A 24,560-nucleotide genomic window follows, 5' to 3' on the forward strand; every position below is an offset into this window, starting at 1 on the left:
CTGCCACTTACTGCTAAATTTCTTACTCCACGCCAGTTTACTTGAAAAGATTTTTTGCATTCTCCGTTGTGATGCGGTCTATCTCAGAAAAATCTTTCCCATAGATGTTCACCAGTTTTCCTGCTACCAGGTCCAGATAGGAGCTTTCGTTTCTTTTTCCTCTGTGGGGAACCGGTGCCAGGTATGGAGAATCTGTTTCCAGAACAATTTTATCCAAAGGAATCTCATTCAGAAACTGATCTATTTTCCCGTTTTTGAAGGTCACTACTCCACCGATTCCTAAGATGAAGTTAAGGTCAACAGCATGCTGCGCCTGTTCGAGATTCCCTGAAAAACAATGGAAAATTCCTCTTAGTTTCGGATGCTTTTTTCGTTCTAACACGTCAAATGTCTCATCAAAGCTTTCTCTGGTATGGATCACAATCGGAAGGTCTCTTTCTATTGCCCAGTCAATCTGCTGTTCAAAAGCTTTTACCTGAATATCCAATGTCGTCTTATCCCAATACAGGTCAATTCCGATCTCTCCAATTGCTGGAAAATGTCTTTGATCGAGATATTTTTTTACAATTTCAAGTTCTTTTTCCCAGGATTCCGGTTTTACATAACAAGGATGTAATCCCATCATGGAAAAAATCTGTCCCGGATATTCAGTTTCCAGTGTCAGCATTTTCTCGTGAGATTCAGAATCAATAGCAGGAAGATAAAATTCTGTAATTCCTTTATCTAATGCTCTTTGAATAGCTTCTTTTCTGTCTTCATCAAATTCTTCTGCGTATAAGTGTGTATGTGTATCAATCATTTTATTTAAAATTTCAACAGATCTTCATAAGGATTTTCAAGCCCCAGCAGCATGCCAAAAGCGGGTTCTGTCTTTATCCCCTGTTTTTTAAGCTCTATTATTCTTTGTTTAAATTCTTCTCCTTTTTGTTTTAATATTTTGTATTCTGCCATCATATGAAGATAAGCTTTCTGCTGTTTTGTAGGTTTATTCTGTCCGAAAATTTCAATGGGAAATCCGTCCAGTATAAAATTTAATGTAATGCATTTCTCACCATTTAAAATTGGGTATTCAACTTTTGTTTCCACGTTGGTAAGCCTGCTGAACATTACTTTGTCTAAAAAATCATCGTCTGATTTTAGATCTACCTCACAAATAATATCCAGATCGCTTCCTTCAATATCAATTTCAATAGGAACAGTTCCTGCTAAAATGGGTGAATAATCTTGTAATTTTTCAAAAATACGATGCTTTGTTAGAATATCATAAGCTTTTTTCTGCCTCTCATTTCCGCTTTTCAAATAGTCAATCTCTGCAAAATCAATCATTTGACTCATTTAAAATTTATTTTATGCAACAACATCTACTGCCGGCTGCTGTGAATTAAAATGATTTAAAACCTCCTGTGTAACGTCTTTTCCACCTGAAAAGTTTCTGTATAACGAAGAGATACTGTAAATGGGTCCGAAAGGAATTCCCCACCAGCCAAAGAAGAAAGTTAGTAAAGAGTACTTCCAGCTATATCTGGCAGATGATTCATCAGCTCTGATAAAATAAATATCACTTCCATTCTTAACTGTTATGAATATTAGGGAAACAGCATATCGAAAGACTACAAATTTTGCACCTCTGTTTAATTCATGATTAATCTGGTCAATGGTTAAGCCCTCCATATTTTTAATAGCGGCCATAGTTATCGTTTTTTAAAATATTTTATGTTTTACCTTTTTTCGCTGAGCTTCAATCCGCTGATCCAGCTTTTCTCTGAATTCGATAAATTTCGGATCTTTCTTATCACTGGTTTTATGCTCCAGTGCTTTGATAATCTTAAAGTTCTCTTTGATGAAATTCTGGGTATCACCCGAGAAATAAGCATTCCCGAATTTCTCAAAAATATAATTAACCGCCTGTGTGCTGGGATGAATCATGTCTTCTTTATAGAAACGGTAGTCCCGCAGATCATCCATTAAAATTTCATAGACAGGCAAATAATGGCAGTCTTCAAACATAGAAATAGATTCATGAATGGCTGTAATCAGCTTGGATTTGCTTAACTGATTTTCTACCATCCCGTCTTTTGTATGCCTTACAGGCGAAACTGTAAAAAGGATCTGTACTCCTTCTTTGCAAATATCTTTAAGATCCAGAATAGTCTGATAAATTGAACCCGTTAGTTCCTGATGGGAGAGCAGTCTTTTTTCAAAAAACTTTTGCGGAATTTTGTGGCAGTTGGCCACCAGCTTTTTCTTAGGAAGAAATTCATAGATAAATGAAGAGCCGTAGGTAATAATGATCCAATCCGCTTCCTGAAGAAAAGAATTTCCTGCTTCAACAGCACCATTAATCTTATCTAAAGTCTGATGAATATAACGGGTATCAAAGCTGGTGTGATGATCCAGAGAAATATACTCTTCATTATAAGTGATCAATTCCTCTTCTTCATAAAATGCGGAATCATGCAATCTGTGTATTGCATAATTAATAGAAAAGGGATTAAAAATGGTTCCGAAAGGGTTATTAAGAGTCTGAAGCTGCCCGTCCTTCAGTAAATCTGTCATCTCAGAAGCAAAACATGAGCCTATTGAAAATATTTTATCTTCAATCTCGATTTTCTTTTCTGATGCGGGGATTTCAACTTCTGTTCTGAATTTCATTGTATAGGGATTAGATGGCATGAAACAGGCGGCAGGTAAATTGCTGCGACCTGCGACCTGCTCCTCTGCTACCTATATTAACTTTCTCTTCTCAACAAATAATTAGCCAGTTCGATAAAAGGTTTTTTCTTTTCTTCCGGAACATCTATTTTCTGAAGATAGCTCTGCCCGATTTCATTATGTTTTTCAATCAGACGCAATGCTTTTTCATCTACTTTCGTTCTTCTGAAAATCTTTTCTACTCCGTATACTTTATCTACGTTTTCAGTTTTTTTAGAATACCAGTAATCCAGTTCTTTTCTTTCTTCGTCTGTAGCATGTTCTCTTGCCAAAAGGTACAGAACAGTTTTTTTGTTTTCGTAAATATCTCCGGCATGTTTTTTTCCAAACTGCGCCTGATCTCCGAATACATCAAGATAATCATCCATGATCTGGAAGGCGATCCCGATATGTTTCCCGAAATTGAAAATAGCTTTTGCATCTTTAAAATCAGCTTTTGCAATCAAAGCTCCGATCTCAAATGAAGAAGCACTTAAAACGCCTGTTTTATAGGTAATCATTCTGATATAATCATCAAAAGTAACATCTTCCTGAGTTTCAAAATTGATATCATACTGCTGTCCTTCACAAAGAAGAAGTCCTGTGTGGGTAAATATTCTGATGCAGGCTTTGAAAATTTCAGGTTCCAGATCCTCAAAGAACTTATAGGCTTTCAGCATCAGCCCGTCTCCGGAAAGAATTCCTACATTAAGACCATGTAAAGTATGAATGGTAGGTTTGTTTCTTCTTAGCGGAGCTTCATCCATAATATCATCATGGATCAGTGTGAAGTTATGGAAAAACTCGATAGCCAATGCAGGCTTGATTGCTTCTTTAAGATCTCCGCCGAACATATCACATGCCATGAGTACCATAATAGGACGAAGACGCTTGCCTCCGTGAGAAATAATATAGTTCATCGGCTCATACAGCTCGGAAGGCTTATCTTTAAAAGTATATTTAGCGATGGCATCTGCAACAATCTGCTGGTATCTGTCTAAAAATTCCATAAAATCTAATAGTTTGAACAAAAATACAATTTTTCAGGGCTTTATAAAACAAAAAACTTTGCCCAAGCGGACAAAGTTGATATAAATATATGATTTGTTTTTTTAGAAAAGGAAGGTTACTACCAGATAAGTAATTCCGGCTACTATTGCAGAAATCGGAATGGTAAGAACCCAGGCCCATAATAAGCTTACTGTGATCCCCCATCTTACGGCTGAAACTCTTTTCGTTAATCCTACCCCGATAATTGAACCTGTAATGGTATGAGTAGTAGATACAGGAATACCGAAATGGTCTGTAATAAACAAAGTAATAGCCCCTGCAGTTTCTGCACTTACTCCTTCTAATGAAGTTACTTTTGTAATCTTGGTACCCATTGTCTTGATGATCTTCCATCCGCCGCTCATTGTTCCTAAACCAATAGCAAGGAAAGAAACCAAAGGAACCCAGATATAGTGCTGCGCAAAATAATCAAAACGTTCTGCAGAAGGGATATTCAGATACTGTGCATCCTGAAGCATATTAACGTGATAATAAATTACAGCTGCACCAATGATACCCATTACTTTCTGTGCATCATTCAAACCGTGTCCTAAGCTGAATAAAGCTGAAGAAGCCAGCTGAAGTCTCTTGAAAGACTGATCTGCTTTGTGCGGGTTTGATCTTTTATAAAGGTGTATGATAATCAGGGTGATGATAACAGAAATGATCATTCCTATAATCGGTGCCATGAAAATGAACAGAAAGATAGGAATTACTTTATCAAACTTTACCACACTCTGATGCGTTACCTGGTTGAAAGCCTCTTTAACGGTACCCCACATGCCAAGTTCCGGCTGTGCTGCTGCCACATCATGATAATCCATCATGAAAGCATGCATAAGCGCTGCTCCCAGGAAACCTCCGATCAGCGTATGTGATGATGAAGAAGGGATCCCGAACCACCATGTGAGTAAGTTCCAGGCAATTGCTGCCACCAGACCGGAAAATATAACTTCGAGGGTGATAAAATTCTCATTAACTGTTTTGGCAATTGTATTACCAATTTTGAATTCTCCAATGATATAAGCAGCAATAAAGAAGGCTGCAAAGTTCCAGAGCGCCGCCCAAAGTACAGCCTGAAATGGAGTTAAAACTTTTGTAGAAACTATAGTTGCAATTGAGTTGGCTGCATCATGGAAACCATTGATATAATCGAAGATCAGGGCCAGCGCAATAATAACTATAAGTAAAATCGGAAATTCCATTTTTGCTGTGTATTAGGCGTATTTAATCATGATGTTCTCGATTGTATTGGCAACATCTTCTGCTTTGTCCGTTACAATTTCAAGGTAGTTCAATACTGATGAAACTTTAATAATGTTGATGGCATCATTGGTTTCAAATAATTCTACCATTGAATTGGACAGCAAATCGTCAGCAATATTTTCAATAGAGTTCACCTTAATACAAGCTTCTTTCACCTGTTCCATATTTTTGAACCCTTTAAGGTTTTTCATGGCATTCTGAATTTCAAGACATGCTTTGTGGATCAGTAAAGAGAAGTCGGAATAAGCCTTCATCTCAGGTGATTTGTAAAGGAAGATATATTTTGTGGAAGCGTAGATATAGTCAGCAATATCATCCAGCCCTGTTGCCAGTGTATGGATATCCTCACGGTCAAAAGGTGTAATGAAGTTTTTTCCTAGTTCTACGAAAATTTCGTGAGTAAGTTCATCATTCTTGTGTTCGAAGTCGCTCATTTTCTTCAGCATTGAATCGTCATTAAGATCGAAATCCTTGATTCCAGCGTTGAATTCTTCTGACATTGCAACTAGATTTTCAGTTACTTTTTCGAAAAGTACAAAGAAGATTTTATCTTTTGGTTGAAAAGCGTGGAAAATATTACCAATTCCCATTTTTTAGTATTTATAATTCGTGTGCAAATTTCTTAAAAAAGGACCGCACGTGAAACTATATGACATTAAGTTTTGTTAACATTCGCTTAACAATTGATTATCAAATAAAAAAACCGGCAATAATGCCGGTTTTGTATGGTAATGATGAGATTAATTTGCTACTTCAGCTCTCATATCTTTTCCTTTGAACTTCATGGATTGAATGTTGCTTAAGACATTGTCTTTAAACGATTTTTCAACTTCGAAGAAAGAGAATTTCTCTAGAATTTCGATATCTCCTATTTCAGCTCTTTTCTTGCTTTTTCCGCCAGCGGTAGCTTTGTTGATGATATCTAAAACGTCAAGTTTCTTCAGATGGTCTTTCTTCCCAAGATTGAAGAAGAATCTTACCATGTTTTCATCTCTTCTTCTTGGTTTTGCACCACGGTCTCTGTCTCTTCCGCGATCTCCTCTGTCTCTGTCACGGCCTCTGTCTCTATCTCTGTCACGTCCGCGGTCTCTTCTGGAGTAATCGTCATCTCTGCTGCTTAATTTCTGCTCCACAAGGTCATGCTTGTCTTTGTAGTATAACGCAAGATCTTTAAGCTGGAACTGTAACAGCTGATGCACCAGTTCTTCTTTTGTAAAGTTGCTCAGATCCGGGATTAAGCTATCGTCAAATTCGAAAAGATCTTCGTGCTCCGTAAACAGTTTTTCGAATACACCTCCTACCTGAGCTTTAATAATATCTTCACCTGTAGGAATGAACTTCTCGTTAATTTCAATTTTTGTTGCAGATTTAATCTGTTTCAGTTTTCTGCTTTCTTCCGGCTTGATTAAAGCCATAGATATCCCGTCTTTTCCGGCTCTACCTGTTCTTCCGCTTCTGTGAACGAATACTTCAGGATCATCCGGTAAAGAGAAGTGAATAACGTGAGTAAGGGAGTTTACATCCAATCCTCTCGCTGCTACGTCTGTTGCTACAAGAATATCAATATTTTTCAGTCTGAATTTCTTCATTACCGTATCTCTCTGCGCCTGAGAAAGATCACCGTGAAGGGCATCAGCCGCATATCCGTTCTGCATCAGGAAATCAGCTACCTCCTGGGTTTCCATTCTCGTTCTGCAGAAGATAATGGAGTACTGATTAGGGTTAGCATCAATTAATCTTTTTAATGCTTCTTTCTTCTGACGGTACCCAACTACATAGTATTCGTGAGTAATGTTCTTCTTCACTTCGTTGATAGAACCTACTGAAATACGGTGTGGCTTTGTAAGGTAATTTTTAGAAATTCTTTCCACTTCTTTATTCATCGTTGCAGAGAATAAGAAAGTTTGTTTCGTTTCCGGAGTTTCGCTTAAGATGGTCTCCAATTCATCTTTGAATCCCATAGAAAGCATTTCATCAGCTTCGTCTAATACTAACCAATGAATAGCAGAAAAGTCCAGTGCCTTTCTGTTGATAAGATCTATTACTCTTCCCGGAGTTCCCACAATGATCTGTGGTTTATCCTTCAAAGATCTCATCTGCTCTACAATACTACTTCCACCATAAACCGCAGTTGTCTTGATGTCTTTCATATACTTAGAGTAATTCTTTATGTCTTTCGAAATCTGAAGACATAATTCCCGTGTCGGACAAAGCACCAATAATTGGATTTTGCGACTCGTATCGTCAATCATATCCAAAATCGGAAGCGAAAACGCTGCTGTTTTGCCTGTCCCTGTCTGCGCAAGTGCGATCAAGTCGCGAATATCTGAAAGAATAAAAGGGATAGTCTGTTTTTGGATTTCTGTTGGGCTTTCGTAGCCCAGTTCGCCAATTGCCTTAAGGATATCAGGACTTAAATTGGTTTCCGTAAATAAATTCATTAACTATTTTAAAATTTTTGCAAAGATACAACAAATATTTGATTTGTTTTTGAATAAATTTTTAAATATTCAAACTTAAATTCACAATCCTCTACTATTTTTTTAATTTTTGGAAAATTAAATCCAAAAAAACGTGCTGTAGATTAAAAAGTTATCAAACATTATTTTTTTTTATTAAATTGGATTGATTTTTTCTTTGTTATTTATGAATTTTCAAAAATAAAGCCCTTAAAAGCAAATTTTTCTCTTGTTATTGTCATTTATCGTCATTGATATATTGCCCTATACTCTATAGTTTTTGTACATTTGAATGGTGAGATTAGATTCGGGTTACAGGAATTTGAGGCCGGAGCCTGGAATCTTTTTTAAATTTCACCTACTAACAATAAAAACACTTTACACAATATGTCTGCAAGTATTTCTCCCACAACATTTGATTTTTTAAAAAAGCTGAATAAAAACAATAACCGCGAATGGTTTAATGAAAATAAAAACCTCTACACGGCATCTCAGCACAATGTAGTTTCATTTCTGGATGAACTGATTAAAGAGATGTCCGGTTTTGATGAAGAGCTTGCTAAAATAGACAGTAAAAAAGCGCTGTTCAGAATTTACAGAGATACCCGTTTCTCAAAAGACAAGTCTCCTTATAAAACCAATTTCGGCGCTTCTTTGGGAATGGGAAAAGGAAACCAGAAAGGAGGCTACTATCTTCACATAGAACCCGGAAAATCTTTTTTAGCAGGCGGAATCTATATGCCGGAATCTTCTGTTCTGAAAGAAGTGCGTAAAGAAATTTCCTTGTACGGGGACGATTTTCTTAAAATTCTCAACAATAAGGACTTCAAAAAGCATTTTCCGGAGCTTGATCAGGATGATAAACTGAAAAAAATCCCTCAGGGTTTCGAAAAAGAAGATCCTATGGGAGAATATCTGAAGCTTAAAAGCTATATTGTGGTTTATAGTCTGAAAGACGAGGAAGTGCTGGACAAAAATGCGGTGAAAAACATGACTAAAGTCTTTAAACTGATGAAACCTTTCAATGATTTCCTGAATACCCCATTTCTTTAATTTCTTTATTTTTTAAGGTCCGCTGATTTTTCGACCACAGATGACACCGATTTCACAGATGATTGTTATTGAGGTCGAATTATACTTTATCGACTTTTTTAACAGAGAAACTTGTGGTAGTTGGGTATCTTTATAAAAAATTCAAAATATATTAAAATTCAATAGTTTACAAAAACAAATTTTAAAGATTTATTCTGAAAATCAAGGTATTATAATTAACATTTTTTAAGAGAAGTTTTACATTTTTCCTTATCTTTGCTGTTCGCCAAAAAGCTTACGATGTCTTTATACCAAAAAATCGCAGAGAAACTACAATACATAACCCCGAATTTCTATAAAAAAAGATATTTTAAAAAGTTAAATAATCTTAATAAAAATAATTTTGCGGAACGTAATGTAGAGCCGGAACTGGTATGGATTAAAGAGTATCTTCCGAAAAACGCTGTAATACTGGACATTGGCGCGAATGTAGGAACTTTCCTATACCAGCTTGAAAATATACTTAACCATGAATATATTTATGGTTTTGAACCTAACAAAAAGCTGTACAGACGATTAAAAAGATTATTTCCCGCTATGCGTATCTTTCCTCTGGCACTTTCTGACGAAAACAGGATTGCCGAGTTTAAAGTACCAATCATTAATGGAAAAACAATTGCTTCCCGCGGGACATTAAATACTTCCTACAAAGAAAAGGGAGAAGAGAAAAGCTATACAGAGAAAGTAAAGGTAATCAAGCTGGACGAATGGGCTGCACTGGAACATTTCAAGAGACTTGATTTCATCAAAATAGACGTGGAGGGAAATGAAATAAAAACCCTTTCCGGAGCCAGAGAAACCATTAGAAAGTTCAAGCCGACCCTAATGGTTGAGATGGAGCAAAGACACCACCAGACACCGATATGGAATGAGATCTCCGAAGTGATGAGCTGGGGATACAAAGCCCGATATCTGAACAGAAACAGCTTTACGCTGGAGAATCTTACAGAGGATATCATCACACAAAATACGAATGACGAAAAAAATAAAACCCAGTACATCAACAACATTATTTTTATACCTAAAAACATTTAAAAACAACTTATGAGTGTAGTAGCGAGACAAGGCTTCAAATATTCCATTATCGGTTATATTGGTTTTTTGCTGGGCACCGTTTCCGCAATATTTATATTTCCGAATGATTTTGAATTTTACGGAAAGCTTCGCTACAGTATGCAAACCGCTGAGATGCTCGTTCCTTTTGTTGTTTTTGGTATTTCTTATGCGAATGTAAAATTTTTTAATGCTTTGCAGAAAGAAGGAAAAAATCAGAATATGCTTTCACTATCTCTGGTGACGGTTCTGCTCAATTTTCTCATTTTTGTTACCGTATTTTTTATTCTCCCCTACTTTTACCCCAAATTTATCCATTCAGAAGCGTGGAAAATTAAGCAAATTATTCTGCCCTTAATTTTAATTTTATCGCTCTGCGCTATTTTCAATAAATACACGTCAAATTATAAAAGAATTGTTGTCTCTAATATCTTTGACAATCTTTTCCCTAAAATAGCAAATCTGGGTGCTTTCTGTCTTTTCTTCTATTTTTCTCTGTCTCAAAATATTGCACTGGCTTTTTTCTTCGGAATATTTACACTCATGCTGTTCGGGTATATTTATTATACCAATAAGCTGGAAAAAATTAAGTTTGACATCAGCACAGACTATTTTAAGAAAAATCATTTTTGGAAGGAGTTCCTGAACTACAGTTTCTTCGGATTTCTGGGAACATTTGGAAACTATCTGGCGATCAACAGTTTTATGATTGGAGAATTTATGGGAATGGAAGAAAACGGGATCTATTCCGTTCTTTATGCGTTAATTTCCCTGATCTCTATACCTCAATTGGGACTATTCAATATTTCGGCTCCTATTATCAGTAAAAATCTGGCAGACGGAGATATGGAAGAGCTGGACAGATTCCACAAGAAAACTTCTTTAACGCTGTATTTCCTTGGTGCTGTTCTGTTCTCCTGCATCATGGTTGGATTCCCGTATCTGACACAATTTATGCCGAAGAACGGAACCATGCTCAGGGAGTATGAGCCGGTAGTGTGGATCTGGGGCTCTGCGGTACTGATAGATCTGGCAACAGGATTTAACGGAAATATTATTTCGCTTTCTAAATATTACAGATTCAATATTCTTGTCATGCTTTTACTGGCGGGATTAACGATAGGACTGAACTATTATTTTATTAAAAACACACATCTGAAACTCATCGGAATTGCTTTATCTACCGCTATTTCACTTACAATTTATAATGTTGTGAAAATTGTTTTCAATTATATTGTATTTAAGGTTTCACCGTTAACCATTGAAATGATTTTCGTTTCTATCATCTGTACGCTGGCGATTACAGTAGCAATTGTTCTCCCGAACTTCAGCAGCAATCTGCTGAACCTCGTTTACAAACCTGCAGTGGTTTTATTACTGATCTATATCGGTAATTATTTTACCAAGATCTTCCCGGTTGAAGACTATCTGAATATGAGATTTATTAAGAGTGTATTTAAGATTAAATAATACTTTTAAGAGAAAAAAGCACCATTATAAAAGAGTTTATCTACAGTAATCCCCTTAGAAATTGTTCCAGCTTTTTCTGAACATCTCTCCTGCCGTATGTTTTATGAAAGTCAAAAGGAGTGTTAGAAATGGTTTCTAACTGTTCAAAAGCATTTTCTTTTTCAGGAATAATAAAAGCCAGTCTGGAAGGATAATTTCCAGGAAAGACAGCCATTTTGCCATAGGCAATAGCATCGCCAAGATTACCTGTCATTTTAGTCCGTCCATAGATTTCCTCCATGCTGAAAAACTCTGTACTCTGCTGTATCGGGCACCATAAAACATCTGCTTTCCGCATCCACTGTTCAAAATCTTCTGAAGAAACTCTTTCTGAAAAATAAGTGATTTTTATGTTTTCCGGGATTTTTTCAGACAGAGATTTGAGTTGTTTTAACTCACTGCCGCCTGCTTTTCCAAGAAATACAAACCTGCAGCGTTTATGGGTACTGAGCCTCTGAATGGTTTTGAAAATATAAGCATAATCTCTCCTTTTCTGCGAAACACCACCAGGAATCACCACTACAAAATCATCATTTTGGGTTTTGGCAAAATCCCTCGTATAAAACAATGGCAGAAACTGGTATTTTTCTGAAATCAGAGCCTCATCCAGTACGAAAAGAGCTCTGGAGGTATGATAAACCCTGGTTTTATAAAACAATCCTTCTTTCAGCCACAATTTCAATCTGAAAATAATATCTCCTTTGAAAACACTTTTCATCAGATCCAGTTTTGAGGCTTTGATAAAATTAAGATTATGGGCAATAACCGCTGTACTGTACTTTTTCGTAACTGCCAGAAATGTATTAAAATAACGGTGCACAGTCCCTATGATCACCAGATCATATCCTTTCCCTTTCAGCTGGTCCAAAATCATAGAGCTATCTGATAAGAATACGGCTTCATCCCCATGAATCACATGATCTTTAATTCTTTTTGAAAAATAATAGTCTACCGAAAAATCCAGAGACCCTTTCATAATATCCATGAAAGCCTGAGCAATTTCTGCATGGGTATCAATTTCTATGTATGCTATTTTTTTCACGTGCTTTGAGGAGTTATATCTTAAGTTCCGGCTACAGCCAATGGTTTTTATTTTTTGATTAGAGACGGGCTAAAGCTTATCCCCTATCGCTTTTCTGATAATAATTGATAAAGCTTTCTATCATTTTACCTTTTCGTAATTTCGTTTTTTGCTTCTATATCTTCAGCCATTTCTTTTTCAACATTCGCCAACGCTGCTCATTAACGGTTTTTTGTTCTTCTCTGGTTATTTTAAGTTCTAATTTCTTGGATCTGCAGTTTTCATAGGATTTAACAATATCAAAGAAAAATGTGGCAGACCTGCTTTTCGCCGCTTCTTTTGAAGAGGCTATATAAGCCAGAAACCTGTTCAGTCCTAAGAAATAAAAATATCTTCCGTAATACGCTGCGGGACGTATCGTGTAGTCGGCTCCTTTCACTTTAATCAGTTTCACGTGAAGCTCCGGAAGAACGACTTCCTTCCATCCCAGATTTTCCAGCAATATGGAATCAATATTATCCCATCCCAAAGTTTCTCTTAAACCTCCAATCTGAATAAAGCATTCTTTCCGATAGGCTTTCATAGGCCCCCTTACATGATGTTTATTGGAGTTTCCTTCATAGACCCAGTTTCCGTTTTTTTCAATGTACAGAAGCCCTCCCACGAGTCCAAAATCAGGATGAGAAGAAAAGGCTGTTTCTACAGCTGTCAGATAGTTTTCCGGAAGGATAATATCGGCATCAAACTTACAGATGATATCAAATTCATCTATGGATTGGGTTTGTAATCCATTTTTAAAAGCATGTACCACTTTGGAACCGGGCTGATGTTCGGATTTCTGAAGGCTGACTGTTTCGAAACGGGAATCCGTTTCTGTATAGTTCCTGATCACCTCAGCGGTTCTGTCTGTAGAACCGTCATTCACCACCACCACTTTAAAATCTCTGCTGTTTTGCTGCTGCAGAGAATCAAGAGTAAAGGGGAGGTTGTCTTCTTCGTTATGGGCAGGAATTATGATTAAAAACCTCACGAATTATAAGTGCTTAATGATGAGTGATCAGTGATAAGAAATTTTTAGGGGATCAATTATCACTGATCATTCATCGTTTATAGAATTTATTTGTTATGCGGTTTCAGCATGTTTTTCGGATCAAGGATTTCATCCAGTTTTTCCTGAGAAAGAATTCCTTTTTCCAAAACAAGGTTATAAACGCTTTTTCCGGTTTCCAATGCTTCTTTAGCAATCTGAGTAGACTGTTTGTACCCGATGTAAGGATTCAGCGCTGTTACAATACCGATGCTGTGCTTTACCATATTCAGGCAGATTTCTTTATTGGCCGTAATTCCTACCACACATTTTTCACGAAGTGTATCTAAAGCGTTGCAAAGGAAGTTGATATTTTCCATGATGGCATGAGAAAGTACCGGCTCCATTACATTCAGCTGCAACTGTCCTGCCTCTGCGGCAAAAGTTACCGTAAGATCATTTCCAAATACTTTGAAACAAACCTGATTTACCACTTCCGGAATCACCGGATTTACTTTGCCCGGCATAATTGAAGATCCCGGCTGCATTGGTGGAAGATTGATTTCAAAAAGACCTGCTCTCGGACCTGAGGAAAGTAATCTTAAGTCATTACAGATTTTAGATAGTTTTACTGCAAGACGTTTTGTAGCTGAAGAATAAATAACGTAAGATCCGGTATCCGGTGTGGCTTCCACCAGGTCCGGAGCTGAAACAATGGGGAATCCTGTAATCTGAGCCAAGTTCTTGGCACAAAGAGCGGCATATCCTACAGGAGCGTTTAATCCGGTTCCGATAGCAGTTGCCCCCATATTCACTTCTACAAAAAGGCTGGCATTGTTATTCAGTTTGGAGATATCCTCCTCCAGGGTAGCGGCATAGGCCTCAAATTCCTGTCCCAAAGTCATTGGAACCGCATCCTGAAGCTGCGTACGTCCCATTTTGATCACATCATGAAACTCCTGTCCTTTCGCACGGAAAGCCGTGATAATTCTCTCCAGTTTTTCTACCAGCCCGATATTCATCTGAAGCAGTCCCATTTTGATGGCTGTAGGATAAGCGTCATTGGTAGACTGTGAGAGGTTGATATGATCATTCGGTGAACAGAATTCATATTCTCCTTTATTTTTCCCCAGTTTTTCCAGCACAATATTGGCGATCACTTCATTCGCATTCATGTTAATGGAAGTTCCTGCTCCTCCCTGAATCATGTCTACCGGAAACTGGTCATGATATTTCCCTTCTACAATTTCATCACACGCTTCTGCAATTTTAAAATACAGGTTTTCGTCTAGAAGTCCTAATTCATAATTGGTTTTAGCCGCTGCTTTTTTTACAAATGCCAATCCTCTTATGAAATCCGGATATGAAGACAAAAGCTGTCCTGAAATTTTGAAATTGTTGATAGCTCTTTGTGTCTGAACCCCATAATAAGCATCTACAGGCACATTCAGTTCGCCTAATAGATCACTTTCTTTTCTGAAATTTTCCATTACAGATATTTTACTGTTTTTGATCGTTTAAAGATAGCAAAAACGCATCTAACCGATGCGCTTTAATTTGAATTATTTTGCTGGATATTTTTGATTTAAAGCCTGCAGTATTGCCCATGTTTCACCATCCATGATCCCGTCATAATTCTGTGGACGGAAATGGTATTGGAAGGCTTCAATGGTTTTCTTGGTAGCATCATCCCATTTCCCGCTCAGATCCATTCCATACCCAAATTTCTGCAATGCCGTCTGTATAAGAAAGATAAAGCCGGCATCATTATATCTTGCCGTAATATCTGCCTGCGCTGCTTCAAGATAAGTCTGCTTCGCTGCTTCATCATACCACATTCCTACCTGATATTCATCATAAAGCTTTTTCCAAGGAAACATAGGTCCCGGATCCTGCTTTCTTGTAGGCGCAATATCTGAATGAGCCAATACATTGGTAGGCTGTATCTGATATCTTGTTACGATATCTTTCACAAGGGCCGCTACTTTTTTCACCTGCTCATCACTAAAAGGAGCAAATGTTCTTTTACCGGCAGCATCTGTGGTATACCCCATATTGACAATTTCAATCCCTATAGAAGTATCGTTAAGATTTTTATCGTTTCTCCAGGCACTTACTCCTGCGTGGTAAGCACGCTTGTTTTCATCTACCAGTTGATAAATCTCATTATCTCCTGTATTATTTACCAGATAATGGGCACTCACCGCCTGTTGGGTAAGAACAGTAACCGACTTATCGTCCGGAAGCGCTGTATAATGTAATATTAAGTAACGTTGTCTGAAATTCTGTGCGACTGCCGGGAAATAAGTTTTTACCACTTTATATCCCATTGGTTTTGCTGTTACTATAGAACCATAACTTGCCGTATTATCATTTTTTGTGGCATCTGCTATATTAGTCGTAAAAAAGTCTACTCCGTGATCAGATACTACTTTGGGTTTTTGAACCACCGGAGGTGTTGGCTTAACGGTCGGTTTGGCCTGTGTTACCGGGGTTTTTGGTTTGTAAGTATTTTTTTTTACATTTTGTTGGGAAGTACAGGAAAAAACGAATGTGCTTAATCCGATGATATATAATGTCTTACGCATCAGTTTGGTTTTTGGATGATTTATTACCTCAAAAATACACAAAATTTTCTTGAATTTTATTTGGTAAATAAAGAAATCTGTTCTATATTTGCACTCGCAATAACGGAACAACGATCATTAAAAAATAAACAAAAAGGAGGGTTGCCGGAGTGGTTAACGGAGCAGTTTGCTAAACTGTCGACGCGAAAGTGTCGCAAGGGTTCGAATCCCTTACCCTCCGCTCTTCTTATATATTCGGGGCGTAGCGTAGTCCGGTCATCGCGCCTGGTTTGGGACCAGGAGGTCGCAGGTTCGAATCCTGCCGCCCCGACTGTTTTCAGTAGTTTTCTCAAAACTACCCAATGGGTGCGTAGCTCAGCTGGATAGAGCATCTGCCTTCTAAGCAGACGGTCAAAGGTTCGAATCCTTTCGCGCTCACAAAAAGACTTACTAGAAATAGTAAGTCTTTTTGTTTTTACATAGTATTCAAACTTTATATTACAGACAATAGGAAATCCGGTTCCACTCCGGTCAGCAACGGGTATGATCTATTTATATTTATAAAAATATTTGCCATACAATCAAATTGTCATAATTTTGTTCTTCCTATTCAAATTCAATGAAAAATTTTAATCTCATTATTGCAGGCTGCCTCCTTGCTTCTGTTATATCATGTACAACGGCGGCTCCGGTTTCAAAAGCTACCACCAAAGAAACACCTTATCAGAACCTTGGACGTGACGGAAAAATATATGCTGCTTTTTATCAGCAAAGGGCGGCAGAGTATGAAGCATTATGCCTTCAGGCTTATAATATTGCAATACTTCGTCTGGACCAGGCTTTAGCGCAGCAATCCGACAAACCTTTAGCCATTGTTTCTGACATTGATGAAACTTTTCTGGATAATTCCTACTATGCTGTTGAGCGCTCAAAGATGGGGAAAAATTACGATCAGAAAACATGGGAAGAATGGACGGCAAAAGGAATTGCCACTCCGCTTACGGGCTCTCAAAAATTCTACCAGTATGCAGCCAGCAAAGGAGTTCAGGTTTTTTATGTGACCAACCGATTGGAGCAGGAGCGAGAAGGAACTGTAAAAAATTTAAAGAAATACAATTTTCCGATTCAAAGCGATAATCACCTTATTTTAAGATCAAAAGAAAGCAGTAAGGAAACCCGGAGAAAAAATATTGCTAAAAATTACAATATCGTTTTGCTCCTGGGTGATAATCTGGCCGATTTCTCAGATCTGTTTGATAAGAAATCCGAGACAGAAAGATCTTCAGCGGTGAAGAATGCTGCGGATGATTTTGGCAAAAAATTCATTATTATTCCCAATGTAGGATACGGAGACTGGGAATCCTCATTCTATAACTACAAATACGATTACACCGATCAGCAGAAAAACTCAATGATGTATGATGCTGTAAAATCTAATCCATAAAATATTTCAGTAAAAATCCCGCCATGCTTTTGCGGGATTTTTATTTTGATAAAGATTCTCCCAGGTATTAAAAAAATTACTCCTTTTAAATGATTATTTTACATGATTTTATTTTATACTTCAACAATATCGATTAAATTAACCATTGATATTGAGTAATATTCTGAATTTTGAATAAAGCGATTATGATCTCCGTAACGAGTACCATTCTTTGAAGAGAAACATTCAGTATATTTGTATAAGACTCATCGTATTTAAAATGTTGACAGATAAATTTGGAAGGCATATCAATTATCTCAGGCTTGCTGTTGTAGACCGGTGTAATCTCCGATGTACGTACTGTATGCCGGAAAAAGGTCTTAACTGGATAAAACAGGATGAATTAATGACTGATGAAGAAATGCTCAGAATATGTTCTGTATTTACAGATATGGGAGTGGATAAAATCAGAATTACCGGAGGCGAACCCTTTGTGAGAAAAAACAGCATTGAACTTATTCAAAAAATATCAAAGCTAAACGGACTCTCTGATCTCAGTATTACAACCAATGGTCTTCTCACCGAACAATATATTCCCCAATTAAAAAAGTATGGAATACAATCTGTCAATTTAAGTTTAGATACCCTTGACAGCGACCGTTTTTTCAAAATTACACGAAGAAACAGTTTCAATAAAGTGATGAAGACCTTCGATCGCTTATTGGAGCATGATATCAAAGTAAAGATCAATACCGTGGTGATGGAAGGGCAGAATATTGAGGATATTATTCCATTGGTCCTGCTTACAAAAGATCTGCCTGTAGATGTCCGCTTCATTGAAGAAATGCCTTTTAACGGCAGCAATACAGAGGTTTCCCTCCAATGGAATTTCGCCCGGATTTATCATCACATTAAAGAGCAGTTCCCTGAAATTCAAAAGACTGAAGACCCTAAGGGCTCAACATCTAACAACTATAAGATTCCTGGTTTTTTAGGCGGTATCGGAATTATTGCAGCGTACACCCGTTCATTTTGCGGAGACTGCAACAGAATAAGAATCACTCCTTCAGGGATCCTGAGAACCTGCCTGTATGAACAAGGCGGAGTGAACCTTAAAAATGAAATCCGTGCCGGAAAAACAGACAAAGAGCTGAAAGACATCATTATCAACACTATACATAAAAAGCCAAAAGACGGATGGGAAGCTGAAAAATTGAATCTAAGTTCTTCCCATATTCATCAGTCAATGGCAACAATTGGAGGTTAATTATGGAAATGATCAGTGTACAACAGGCAGAAGAAATGATCTCTTCTCAAATAAAAGACTTCGGAAATGAAGAAATCTCCTATGAAAATGCATTAGGAAGAATTTTGGCAGAGGATATCAGGACAGACCGTGACCTGCCTCCTTTTGACAGACCAACAGTAGACGGAATTGCGATAAGTTTTGATTCCTATGAAGAAGGAATTAAAACCTTTACCATCAAAGCTGTGCAGGCCGCCGGAGAACATCCTGTTTCCATTGGAAATAAAAACGAATGTATCGAAATCATGACGGGTGCGGCTCTCCATTCTTCGGCGGACACTGTTATCCGTTATGAGGATATTTCGATGAGCGGTACAAGTGCAGTACTTAATACGGATATCAAAAAAGGACAGAATATTCATTTCAAAGGAAAAGATAAAAAAGCAGATGAAATACTGGTAAAAGCTGGTGAAATCATCACTCCAGCGATTCTCGGAATTGCTGCATCTGTAGGAAAAACGCTTTTATCCGTAAAAAAACTGCCCAAAATTGTGATTATTTCTACCGGAGATGAAATGGTTCCGCCGGAAACCACTCCCACTCCATTTCAGCTAAGACGTTCCAATGGAATTACCATCCGGTCTGTTTTAGAAAAATACAGAATCAAAGCAGAGGTGCTGCATTGGAATGACGATTTTGAATTCATCAGAAAAGAGCTCTCCCAATGTATTGAAAAGTATGATATTCTGCTGATGAGCGGCGGCGTTTCGATGGGAAAATTTGATTATCTCCCGAAAGCATGTGAAGAGCTGGGTGTAAAAAAACTTTTTCATAAAATAAAACAAAGGCCCGGAAAACCCTTCTGGTTTGGAAAAAGCCGCAATCAAAAATTGATTTTCGCATTTCCGGGAAATCCTGTTTCGGTATTCATGTGTCTTCACAGGTATTTTATCCCCTGGCTGGAAAGATCTCTGGGAATTTCTGTTCCCGTTAATTATGCCGTTTTACAAAACGATATAAATGTTCCTTTTCCGCTGCAGTATTTTGCTCAGGTAAAGCTTAGTATCAGCCAGTCGGGGCAATTATTGGCAGAATCAATAAACACAAATGGATCCGGAGATTTTTCCCACCTTGCAGAAACTCATGCCTTCATGGAACTTCCCCTGGAAAAAACCGAATTTAAAAAAGGCGAAGTGTATACAATCTGGAAATATAATTTTTGAATCATGACAGACTTTTCACATCTTAATAAAAAAGAGCAGCCAGGTATGGTAAATGTAGGCAGCAAAAAAATCACCCACCGTAAAGCAGTTGCCAAAGCCATAGTTTCACTGCCGGAGAATATTCTTACGGCCCTTCAGAAAGATGATTTCAAAACGAAAAAGGGATCTGTATTTCAAACCGCAATCATTGCCGGAATAATGGCTGCCAAAAAAACAGGTGACCTTATCCCGCTTTGCCACCCGATTGGTATGGATAACTGTGAAATAGATATCGAAGTGAATAGTCAAAACGAGGTTGAGATCTATTGTACTGCTGAAGTACAGGCAAAAACAGGAATTGAAATGGAAGCACTTACAGGAGCATCCGTTGCAGCCCTTACCATTTATGATATGTGCAAGGCCATGAGCCAGGATATTGTAGTAAAAGAAATAAAGCTAATTGAAAAAACAGGAGGAAAAAATGATTTCAAAAGAGACTGATTTACCCCAACTAAACGGATTGGTACTCGCGGGTGGAAAAAGTGTACGGATGGGAAATCCGAAGGACAAAATCAACTGGCATGGAAAAGAACAAAAATACTATGCAGCTGATCTTCTGGCTCCTTTTTGTGATGAAGTTTACATTTCATGCAGACAGGATCAGCTTGAAAATTTCAATTCTGAATACAATGCTCTTACCGACACTTTTTTACAGATGGGTCCGTTTGGCGGCATACTTTCCGCACTACGTTCTCAGAGAGACAAAGCCTGGCTGGTTGTAGCATGTGATCTTCCCCTGCTCGATAAAAATTCATTAGAATTTCTGATACAATCCAGAGATCCGGAAAAAGCGGCAACCACGTATGAAAGTCCTTTTGATGGATTGCCGGAACCATTGATCACCATCTGGGAACCTAAAAGCTACCCCTTGCTCCTTAATTTTTTAGGAACAGGAAATACATGTCCGAGAAAAGTACTGCTCAATAGCGATACATTGATTCTCAAACCTGCTAACCCGGATGCTTTAATGAATGTAAATACTCCTGAAGACATGAAAAAGGCTCAGGAACTTTTAAGAAAATAAATTGACTTATGAGTGAATCATTTGAACGCTATCATTGTCAGATTGCTTTACCAGGATTTGGAATTTCCTCTCAGGAATCGCTTAAAAATGCCAGGATACTGATTGTTGGCATGGGTGGTCTGGGCTGTCCCTCGGCTCAATATCTTGCTTCTTCAGGGATAGGAACCATTGGTATTGCGGATGATGATACCGTTTCAGAAAGTAATCTTCACCGGCAGATTTTATATACCCCTAATGACATCGGCATGTATAAGGTAGATGTTGCAGCAAAAAAACTGCTACAGCAAAATCCTTCTATTGCAGTCATTCCCTATCGTATTAAAGTTACCTCTTCCAATGTAATGAACTTAATATCCGAATTTGATCTGATTATTGAAGGTACAGATAATTTTGAAACCAAATGTTTACTGAACGACGCCTGTGTATTAACCGGAAAACCTTTGGTTTATGGTGCAATCTATCAGTTTGAAGGACAGGTAAGCATCTTGAATGTTTTGCAGGAAGACGGTTCCTATTCTCCCAACTACAGGGATATTTTTCCTGATGCAGAAAATTCGCAGGTGCCCAACTGCAGAGAAGGCGGAGTAATTCCTACACTGGCTGGAATGGTAGGATGCATGCAGGCCAATGAAGCCATAAAATATCTTACCCGATCCAATGATCTCTTAGCCGGGAAGCTGTGGATGATCAATATGATGAGTGGCAGAACACAAGTCATTAAGTTAAAAAATTCATCTTTTCAGATTACAGACCTACCTCAAACTGTTGAGCTCATTACTTTTGAAGAGCTGAGTCAGTCAAAGGACGATTTTGAGATCATTGATGTGCGGAGCCTGGAAGAACATGAGCATTTCAATATCGGAGGAAGCAATATCCCTGTTGAACTGTTAGAGCAGCATCTTGATTCAATTTCCGGCCGGTCAAAACCTGTTTTATTCTATTGCCAGTCTGGAAAGCGCAGTTCGGAGGCAGTACGAAAAATAAAAAAAGTTTTCCCGGATAAAGAAGTATTTTCTTTAAAAGGAGGAATCCGGAGCATCAGTCAATAATATTCTGAGTTACTTTCTTAGATACGGCTATCTGATCTCCTGCTATTTCATGAATGGTTTCGTCAATCATAATGCACATGCTGTTCAGAGCAAGATCATTTGCATCAGTTCCAAAAGGCTCTTCAATCTCGTCGGCAATTGCCTCAAAAGCGACAAAGGTGTAAGCTACAAATACAACAATAAGCGGTGTAAACCACCCTAGTGAATCTACGAGCCCGAAAGGTAACAGAAAACAATAAATATACACTGTACGGTGCAGCAAAACTCTGTAGCTGTAAGGAATCGGGGTTGAGATGATTCTTTCACATCCTCCCAATATATCAGAAAGCTTATCCAGGTTCTCATCAAAACGAGCCTGCAGGATAGAATCTATGCAGCCTTTTTCTTTTAACTCCTGCACCCATTCACCCAAAAGCCGGAGAATGACTGCCGGTTTATATTTTGACGAAGCAACTGTTTCCAGATGGTTCTCATCGAGTCTTGATTTTAAATCATCATAAGAATCTGTTCCTCTCAGCTGATGCTTTAAAGCAAAAACAAAAGCAGCCAGAAGCTGAACAAACCTGTACACAGAAATCTGATCATCATCTTTATTTTTCAAAGTCATAGCCTGGCGGGTCAATGCACGTGCCGTATTCAACAAAGCTCCCCAGAGCTTGCGCCCTTCCCAGAACCTGTCATAGCTGGCATTGTTCCTGAATCCTAAAAACAGAGCCAGTACAAAACCAAACAGGGTAAGCGGTGCGGGATTTAAGGGAACTTTAAATGATAAAATAGTTCCATGGAAATAGGTCACCAGTAGAGAAAGCAGTAAGAGCAATCCCAAACGGGGAAGCAAGGCCGGCAAAACAGAGCCGTGCCATACAAATAGCATTCTGAACCAGTGTTCCTTTTTTCTTATGATCATTGCTAATTATAAAGACAGATAAGTTTTCCTGTCATTTTTTACAAATTTATCACATTCTTCAGGATTCTGAAGCAGAAAGCTCTTTTTTCAAAGCATTTATATTTCTTTTCATGAATAACGAAACAATAAAAGCGATCACAAAAAGCCCGGAGAAAACCTGTAGTGTTGTAGTAAGAGAACCTGTTTGTTCTTTAACAAAGTCGTAGATTGAAGGCCCGGCCACTCCTGCCAAGGCCCAGGCTGTAAGTACCAAGCCATGGATTGCTCCCAGCTGCTTTGTTCCAAACAAATCTCCCAGGAATGCCGGCAATGTAGAAAAACCTCCGCCATATATTGTAATAACCATAAAAAGAATAATGAGAAAGGCCACTTCGATAGAAATCTGTGGTAAAAAGTAATAGGCCGGTACCTGAAGAGCAAAAAACAGAATATAGGTGTTGGAACGTCCCAGATAATCAGATAAACTTGACCATAATAGCCTTCCCACCCCATTAAAAACTCCGATTAAGCCAACAATACCGGCCGCCTGTAAAGCCGTGTACCCCAGCTTTTCCTGAGTCATAGGACTTGCCGCTGCAATAATTGCAATTCCGCAAGTGATGTTGATAAACATCATGATCCAGATGTAATAAAAGCGTTTGGTTTTCAGCGCAGTTTTCGCATCAATATAAGCAATGTCTTTTTGTACAGTTTTGCTCTCAGCTAAACTGAAACCTTCCGGAACATAGCCTTGCGGCGGTCTTTCAATATAACTGGAAGACAGAAGAATAACGATGAGATAAATTGTTCCCAAAATATAAAAAGCTTTTGCAACGCCTACTTTTTCAAACAAGATCTGCATGAACGGTCCAAATATCAGTGCCGCAAAGCCAAAACCCATGATCGCCATTCCTGTTGCCAGCCCGCGCCTGTCCGGAAACCATTTAACCAAAGTACTTACAGGAGTAATATATCCTATTCCTAAGCCAATTCCTCCAATAAAACCATAGCAAAATAAAAATAAAGGAAGTGATCCGAGTTGTACAGCCAATCCGGAACCTAATATTCCGGACCCATAGAAGATTCCGGCAACAGTTCCGCTTCTTCCGGGGCCTACCTTTTCAACCCAGGTTCCCATAAATGCTGCGGATAACCCGAGCAGTAAAATAGCAATTTTAAATGCCCATTTTATGGTTCCTTCATCCACATTAAGGATTTTTCCTACAGGATTGGTCATTACGGAATAAGCATAAACGGAACCAATAGAGATATGGATTCCTACGGCTGATGCTGCAATCAGCCAGCGATTTTTGAGTTTTAATTTTTTCATATTTGTGTTGTTTTTTTAAAAAATTTCATCTGCCAAACTCCATACAGACTGTACGAATGCTGAATATTATCAGCACCCGAGGGAACATCATTTTCATCTTATAACTACTGTTTACTACTGCCTATCACAATTTCTGTAACCTGATAAGAACTTCTTGCGGGCTTTTTTTCGCCTTCTGCAATCATACGGAGCGGACCTTTGCCTTCCGGCAATGGTTTTCCGTCTATGGTGTCAGCAATAATAACATTTTTATTCTGAATGGAAGGGTCAAGCTCTGCAAGGGAAAACAGAACCTGATAACCATCTGAAGATTTTATCACTACATATTTTGAAAGATTGTCTTTCCCGTGAAGTGCTTTTCCTGACGGAACTCCTGCTTTTTCCAAAATTTCAATAACCGGAACTCCTGTAAAAGTATGAGGATTTCCTTCTTTATCCTTCATTACAGCTTCTTTTCGGGTCATTTTTGAGAGGTCTGACAAACGCAGCTCCAATGGTGTTGCAGCTTCACCTGAAATCTTCAGTGTAAAGCCAGTTTGCGCGGAGACAATACTGCACAAAGAGAATGCGGAAAGAAAAAGCAGTTTTTTCACTGACATACTTAG

General features: G+C 38.1%; 24 protein-coding genes and 3 tRNA genes. 12 read left to right on the forward strand and 15 right to left on the reverse strand.

The window, feature by feature from the left end:
* Positions 1-37: 37 nt before the first annotated feature.
* The 8 genes from BLW74_RS16340 to BLW74_RS16375 form a co-directional block, all read right to left on the reverse strand.
* Entirely contained in the window at positions 38-799 is a 762-nt protein-coding gene (locus BLW74_RS16340) for a TatD family hydrolase (RefSeq protein ID WP_089694027.1), read from the reverse strand.
* 5 nt (positions 800-804) lie between these two features.
* Positions 805-1,335 carry a DUF4269 domain-containing protein gene (locus tag BLW74_RS16345; protein WP_228424937.1) on the reverse strand — a complete coding sequence of 177 codons (531 nt, stop codon included), beginning with the start codon at positions 1,333-1,335 and terminating at the stop codon, positions 805-807.
* 12 nt (positions 1,336-1,347) lie between these two features.
* Positions 1,348-1,689, reverse strand: a complete 342-nt coding sequence (locus tag BLW74_RS16350; RefSeq protein ID WP_089694031.1) for a hypothetical protein — start codon at positions 1,687-1,689, stop codon at positions 1,348-1,350.
* Positions 1,690-1,701: 12 nt separating this feature from the next.
* A complete protein-coding gene (locus tag BLW74_RS16355) occupies positions 1,702-2,652 on the reverse strand; it encodes a GSCFA domain-containing protein (RefSeq protein WP_089694033.1) in 951 nt (316 codons plus the stop codon).
* A 77-nt stretch (positions 2,653-2,729) separates the two neighbouring features.
* Positions 2,730-3,701 carry a polyprenyl synthetase family protein gene (locus BLW74_RS16360; protein WP_089694035.1) on the reverse strand — a complete coding sequence of 324 codons (972 nt, stop codon included), beginning with the start codon at positions 3,699-3,701 and terminating at the stop codon, positions 2,730-2,732.
* A gap of 102 nt (positions 3,702-3,803) precedes the next feature.
* Positions 3,804-4,946, reverse strand: a complete 1,143-nt coding sequence (locus BLW74_RS16365) for an inorganic phosphate transporter (RefSeq protein ID WP_089694037.1) — start codon at positions 4,944-4,946, stop codon at positions 3,804-3,806.
* Between the two features lie 12 nt (positions 4,947-4,958).
* Positions 4,959-5,597 carry a DUF47 domain-containing protein gene (locus BLW74_RS16370; RefSeq protein ID WP_065393534.1) on the reverse strand — a complete coding sequence of 213 codons (639 nt, stop codon included), beginning with the start codon at positions 5,595-5,597 and terminating at the stop codon, positions 4,959-4,961.
* 150 nt (positions 5,598-5,747) lie between these two features.
* Positions 5,748-7,448: a DEAD/DEAH box helicase gene (locus tag BLW74_RS16375; protein WP_089694039.1), complete on the reverse strand. Its 1,701-nt coding sequence runs from the start codon at positions 7,446-7,448 to the stop codon at positions 5,748-5,750.
* Positions 7,449-7,853: 405 nt separating this feature from the next.
* Between BLW74_RS16375 and BLW74_RS16380 the strand changes: the two genes are divergently transcribed.
* The 3 genes from BLW74_RS16380 to BLW74_RS16390 all read left to right on the forward strand — a co-directional run bounded on the left by BLW74_RS16380 (position 7,854) and on the right by BLW74_RS16390 (position 11,081).
* A complete protein-coding gene (locus BLW74_RS16380) occupies positions 7,854-8,519 on the forward strand; it encodes a DUF2461 domain-containing protein (RefSeq protein WP_089694041.1) in 666 nt (221 codons plus the stop codon).
* 279 nt (positions 8,520-8,798) lie between these two features.
* Positions 8,799-9,593 carry an FkbM family methyltransferase gene (locus BLW74_RS16385; RefSeq protein WP_089694043.1) on the forward strand — a complete coding sequence of 265 codons (795 nt, stop codon included), beginning with the start codon at positions 8,799-8,801 and terminating at the stop codon, positions 9,591-9,593.
* A 9-nt stretch (positions 9,594-9,602) separates the two neighbouring features.
* Positions 9,603-11,081 carry a lipopolysaccharide biosynthesis protein gene (locus BLW74_RS16390; protein ID WP_089694045.1) on the forward strand — a complete coding sequence of 493 codons (1,479 nt, stop codon included), beginning with the start codon at positions 9,603-9,605 and terminating at the stop codon, positions 11,079-11,081.
* 40 nt (positions 11,082-11,121) lie between these two features.
* Here BLW74_RS16390 and BLW74_RS16395 read toward each other — a convergent pair whose 3' ends face one another.
* From BLW74_RS16395 to BLW74_RS16410, 4 genes are all read right to left on the reverse strand, one after another.
* The gene (locus tag BLW74_RS16395) at positions 11,122-12,162 is read right to left on the reverse strand and encodes a glycosyltransferase family protein (RefSeq protein WP_089694047.1); all 1,041 of its coding nucleotides are present in this window, start codon (positions 12,160-12,162) and stop codon (positions 11,122-11,124) included.
* Between the two features lie 154 nt (positions 12,163-12,316).
* Positions 12,317-13,171, reverse strand: coding sequence for a glycosyltransferase family 2 protein (locus tag BLW74_RS16400; RefSeq protein WP_089694049.1), 855 nt, complete (start codon positions 13,169-13,171; stop codon positions 12,317-12,319).
* Positions 13,172-13,257: 86 nt separating this feature from the next.
* The gene (aspA, locus tag BLW74_RS16405) at positions 13,258-14,658 is read right to left on the reverse strand and encodes an aspartate ammonia-lyase (RefSeq protein WP_089694051.1); all 1,401 of its coding nucleotides are present in this window, start codon (positions 14,656-14,658) and stop codon (positions 13,258-13,260) included.
* Positions 14,659-14,730: 72 nt separating this feature from the next.
* Positions 14,731-15,756, reverse strand: a complete 1,026-nt coding sequence (locus tag BLW74_RS16410) for an N-acetylmuramoyl-L-alanine amidase (protein WP_089694054.1) — start codon at positions 15,754-15,756, stop codon at positions 14,731-14,733.
* A gap of 135 nt (positions 15,757-15,891) precedes the next feature.
* Between BLW74_RS16410 and BLW74_RS16415 the strand changes: the two genes are divergently transcribed.
* The 9 genes from BLW74_RS16415 to BLW74_RS16455 all read left to right on the forward strand — a co-directional run bounded on the left by BLW74_RS16415 (position 15,892) and on the right by BLW74_RS16455 (position 21,739).
* A tRNA-Ser gene (locus BLW74_RS16415) sits at positions 15,892-15,976 on the forward strand.
* Between the two features lie 15 nt (positions 15,977-15,991).
* Positions 15,992-16,066 (forward strand) — tRNA-Pro (locus tag BLW74_RS16420).
* A gap of 33 nt (positions 16,067-16,099) precedes the next feature.
* A tRNA-Arg gene (locus BLW74_RS16425) sits at positions 16,100-16,173 on the forward strand.
* A gap of 181 nt (positions 16,174-16,354) precedes the next feature.
* Complete coding sequence (locus tag BLW74_RS16430; RefSeq protein WP_089694058.1) at positions 16,355-17,179, forward strand: 5'-nucleotidase, lipoprotein e(P4) family; 825 nt, start codon at positions 16,355-16,357, stop codon at positions 17,177-17,179.
* A gap of 259 nt (positions 17,180-17,438) precedes the next feature.
* Complete coding sequence (gene moaA / locus BLW74_RS16435; RefSeq protein ID WP_089694059.1) at positions 17,439-18,425, forward strand: GTP 3',8-cyclase MoaA; 987 nt, start codon at positions 17,439-17,441, stop codon at positions 18,423-18,425.
* Positions 18,426-18,427: 2 nt separating this feature from the next.
* Complete coding sequence (locus BLW74_RS16440) at positions 18,428-19,627, forward strand: molybdopterin molybdotransferase MoeA (protein WP_089694060.1); 1,200 nt, start codon at positions 18,428-18,430, stop codon at positions 19,625-19,627.
* A 3-nt stretch (positions 19,628-19,630) separates the two neighbouring features.
* Positions 19,631-20,107 (forward strand): cyclic pyranopterin monophosphate synthase MoaC, encoded by a 477-nt coding sequence (gene moaC / locus BLW74_RS16445; RefSeq protein ID WP_089694061.1) that lies wholly within the window; start codon positions 19,631-19,633, stop codon positions 20,105-20,107.
* Positions 20,088-20,690 (forward strand): NTP transferase domain-containing protein, encoded by a 603-nt coding sequence (locus BLW74_RS16450; RefSeq protein ID WP_089694186.1) that lies wholly within the window; start codon positions 20,088-20,090, stop codon positions 20,688-20,690. Before moaC ends, BLW74_RS16450 begins: the two co-directional genes overlap by 20 nt.
* A gap of 8 nt (positions 20,691-20,698) precedes the next feature.
* A complete protein-coding gene (locus BLW74_RS16455) occupies positions 20,699-21,739 on the forward strand; it encodes a HesA/MoeB/ThiF family protein (RefSeq protein WP_089694063.1) in 1,041 nt (346 codons plus the stop codon).
* On the opposite strand, the gene BLW74_RS16460 is transcribed toward BLW74_RS16455, so the two are convergent.
* The 3 genes from BLW74_RS16460 to BLW74_RS16470 form a co-directional block, all read right to left on the reverse strand.
* Positions 21,729-22,646, reverse strand: a complete 918-nt coding sequence (locus tag BLW74_RS16460) for a bestrophin family protein (RefSeq protein WP_089694065.1) — start codon at positions 22,644-22,646, stop codon at positions 21,729-21,731. The two genes, BLW74_RS16455 and BLW74_RS16460, sit on opposite strands and share 11 nt — an antisense overlap.
* Positions 22,647-22,704: 58 nt before the next feature.
* Positions 22,705-23,955, reverse strand: coding sequence for an L-lactate MFS transporter (locus BLW74_RS16465; RefSeq protein ID WP_089694067.1), 1,251 nt, complete (start codon positions 23,953-23,955; stop codon positions 22,705-22,707).
* A gap of 104 nt (positions 23,956-24,059) precedes the next feature.
* Complete coding sequence (locus BLW74_RS16470) at positions 24,060-24,554, reverse strand: molybdopterin-dependent oxidoreductase (RefSeq protein WP_089694069.1); 495 nt, start codon at positions 24,552-24,554, stop codon at positions 24,060-24,062.
* Positions 24,555-24,560 lie beyond the last annotated feature (6 nt).

Origin of the sequence: Chryseobacterium culicis (genome assembly GCF_900108365.1) — a bacterium.
Taxonomy (GTDB): domain Bacteria; phylum Bacteroidota; class Bacteroidia; order Flavobacteriales; family Weeksellaceae; genus Chryseobacterium; species Chryseobacterium culicis.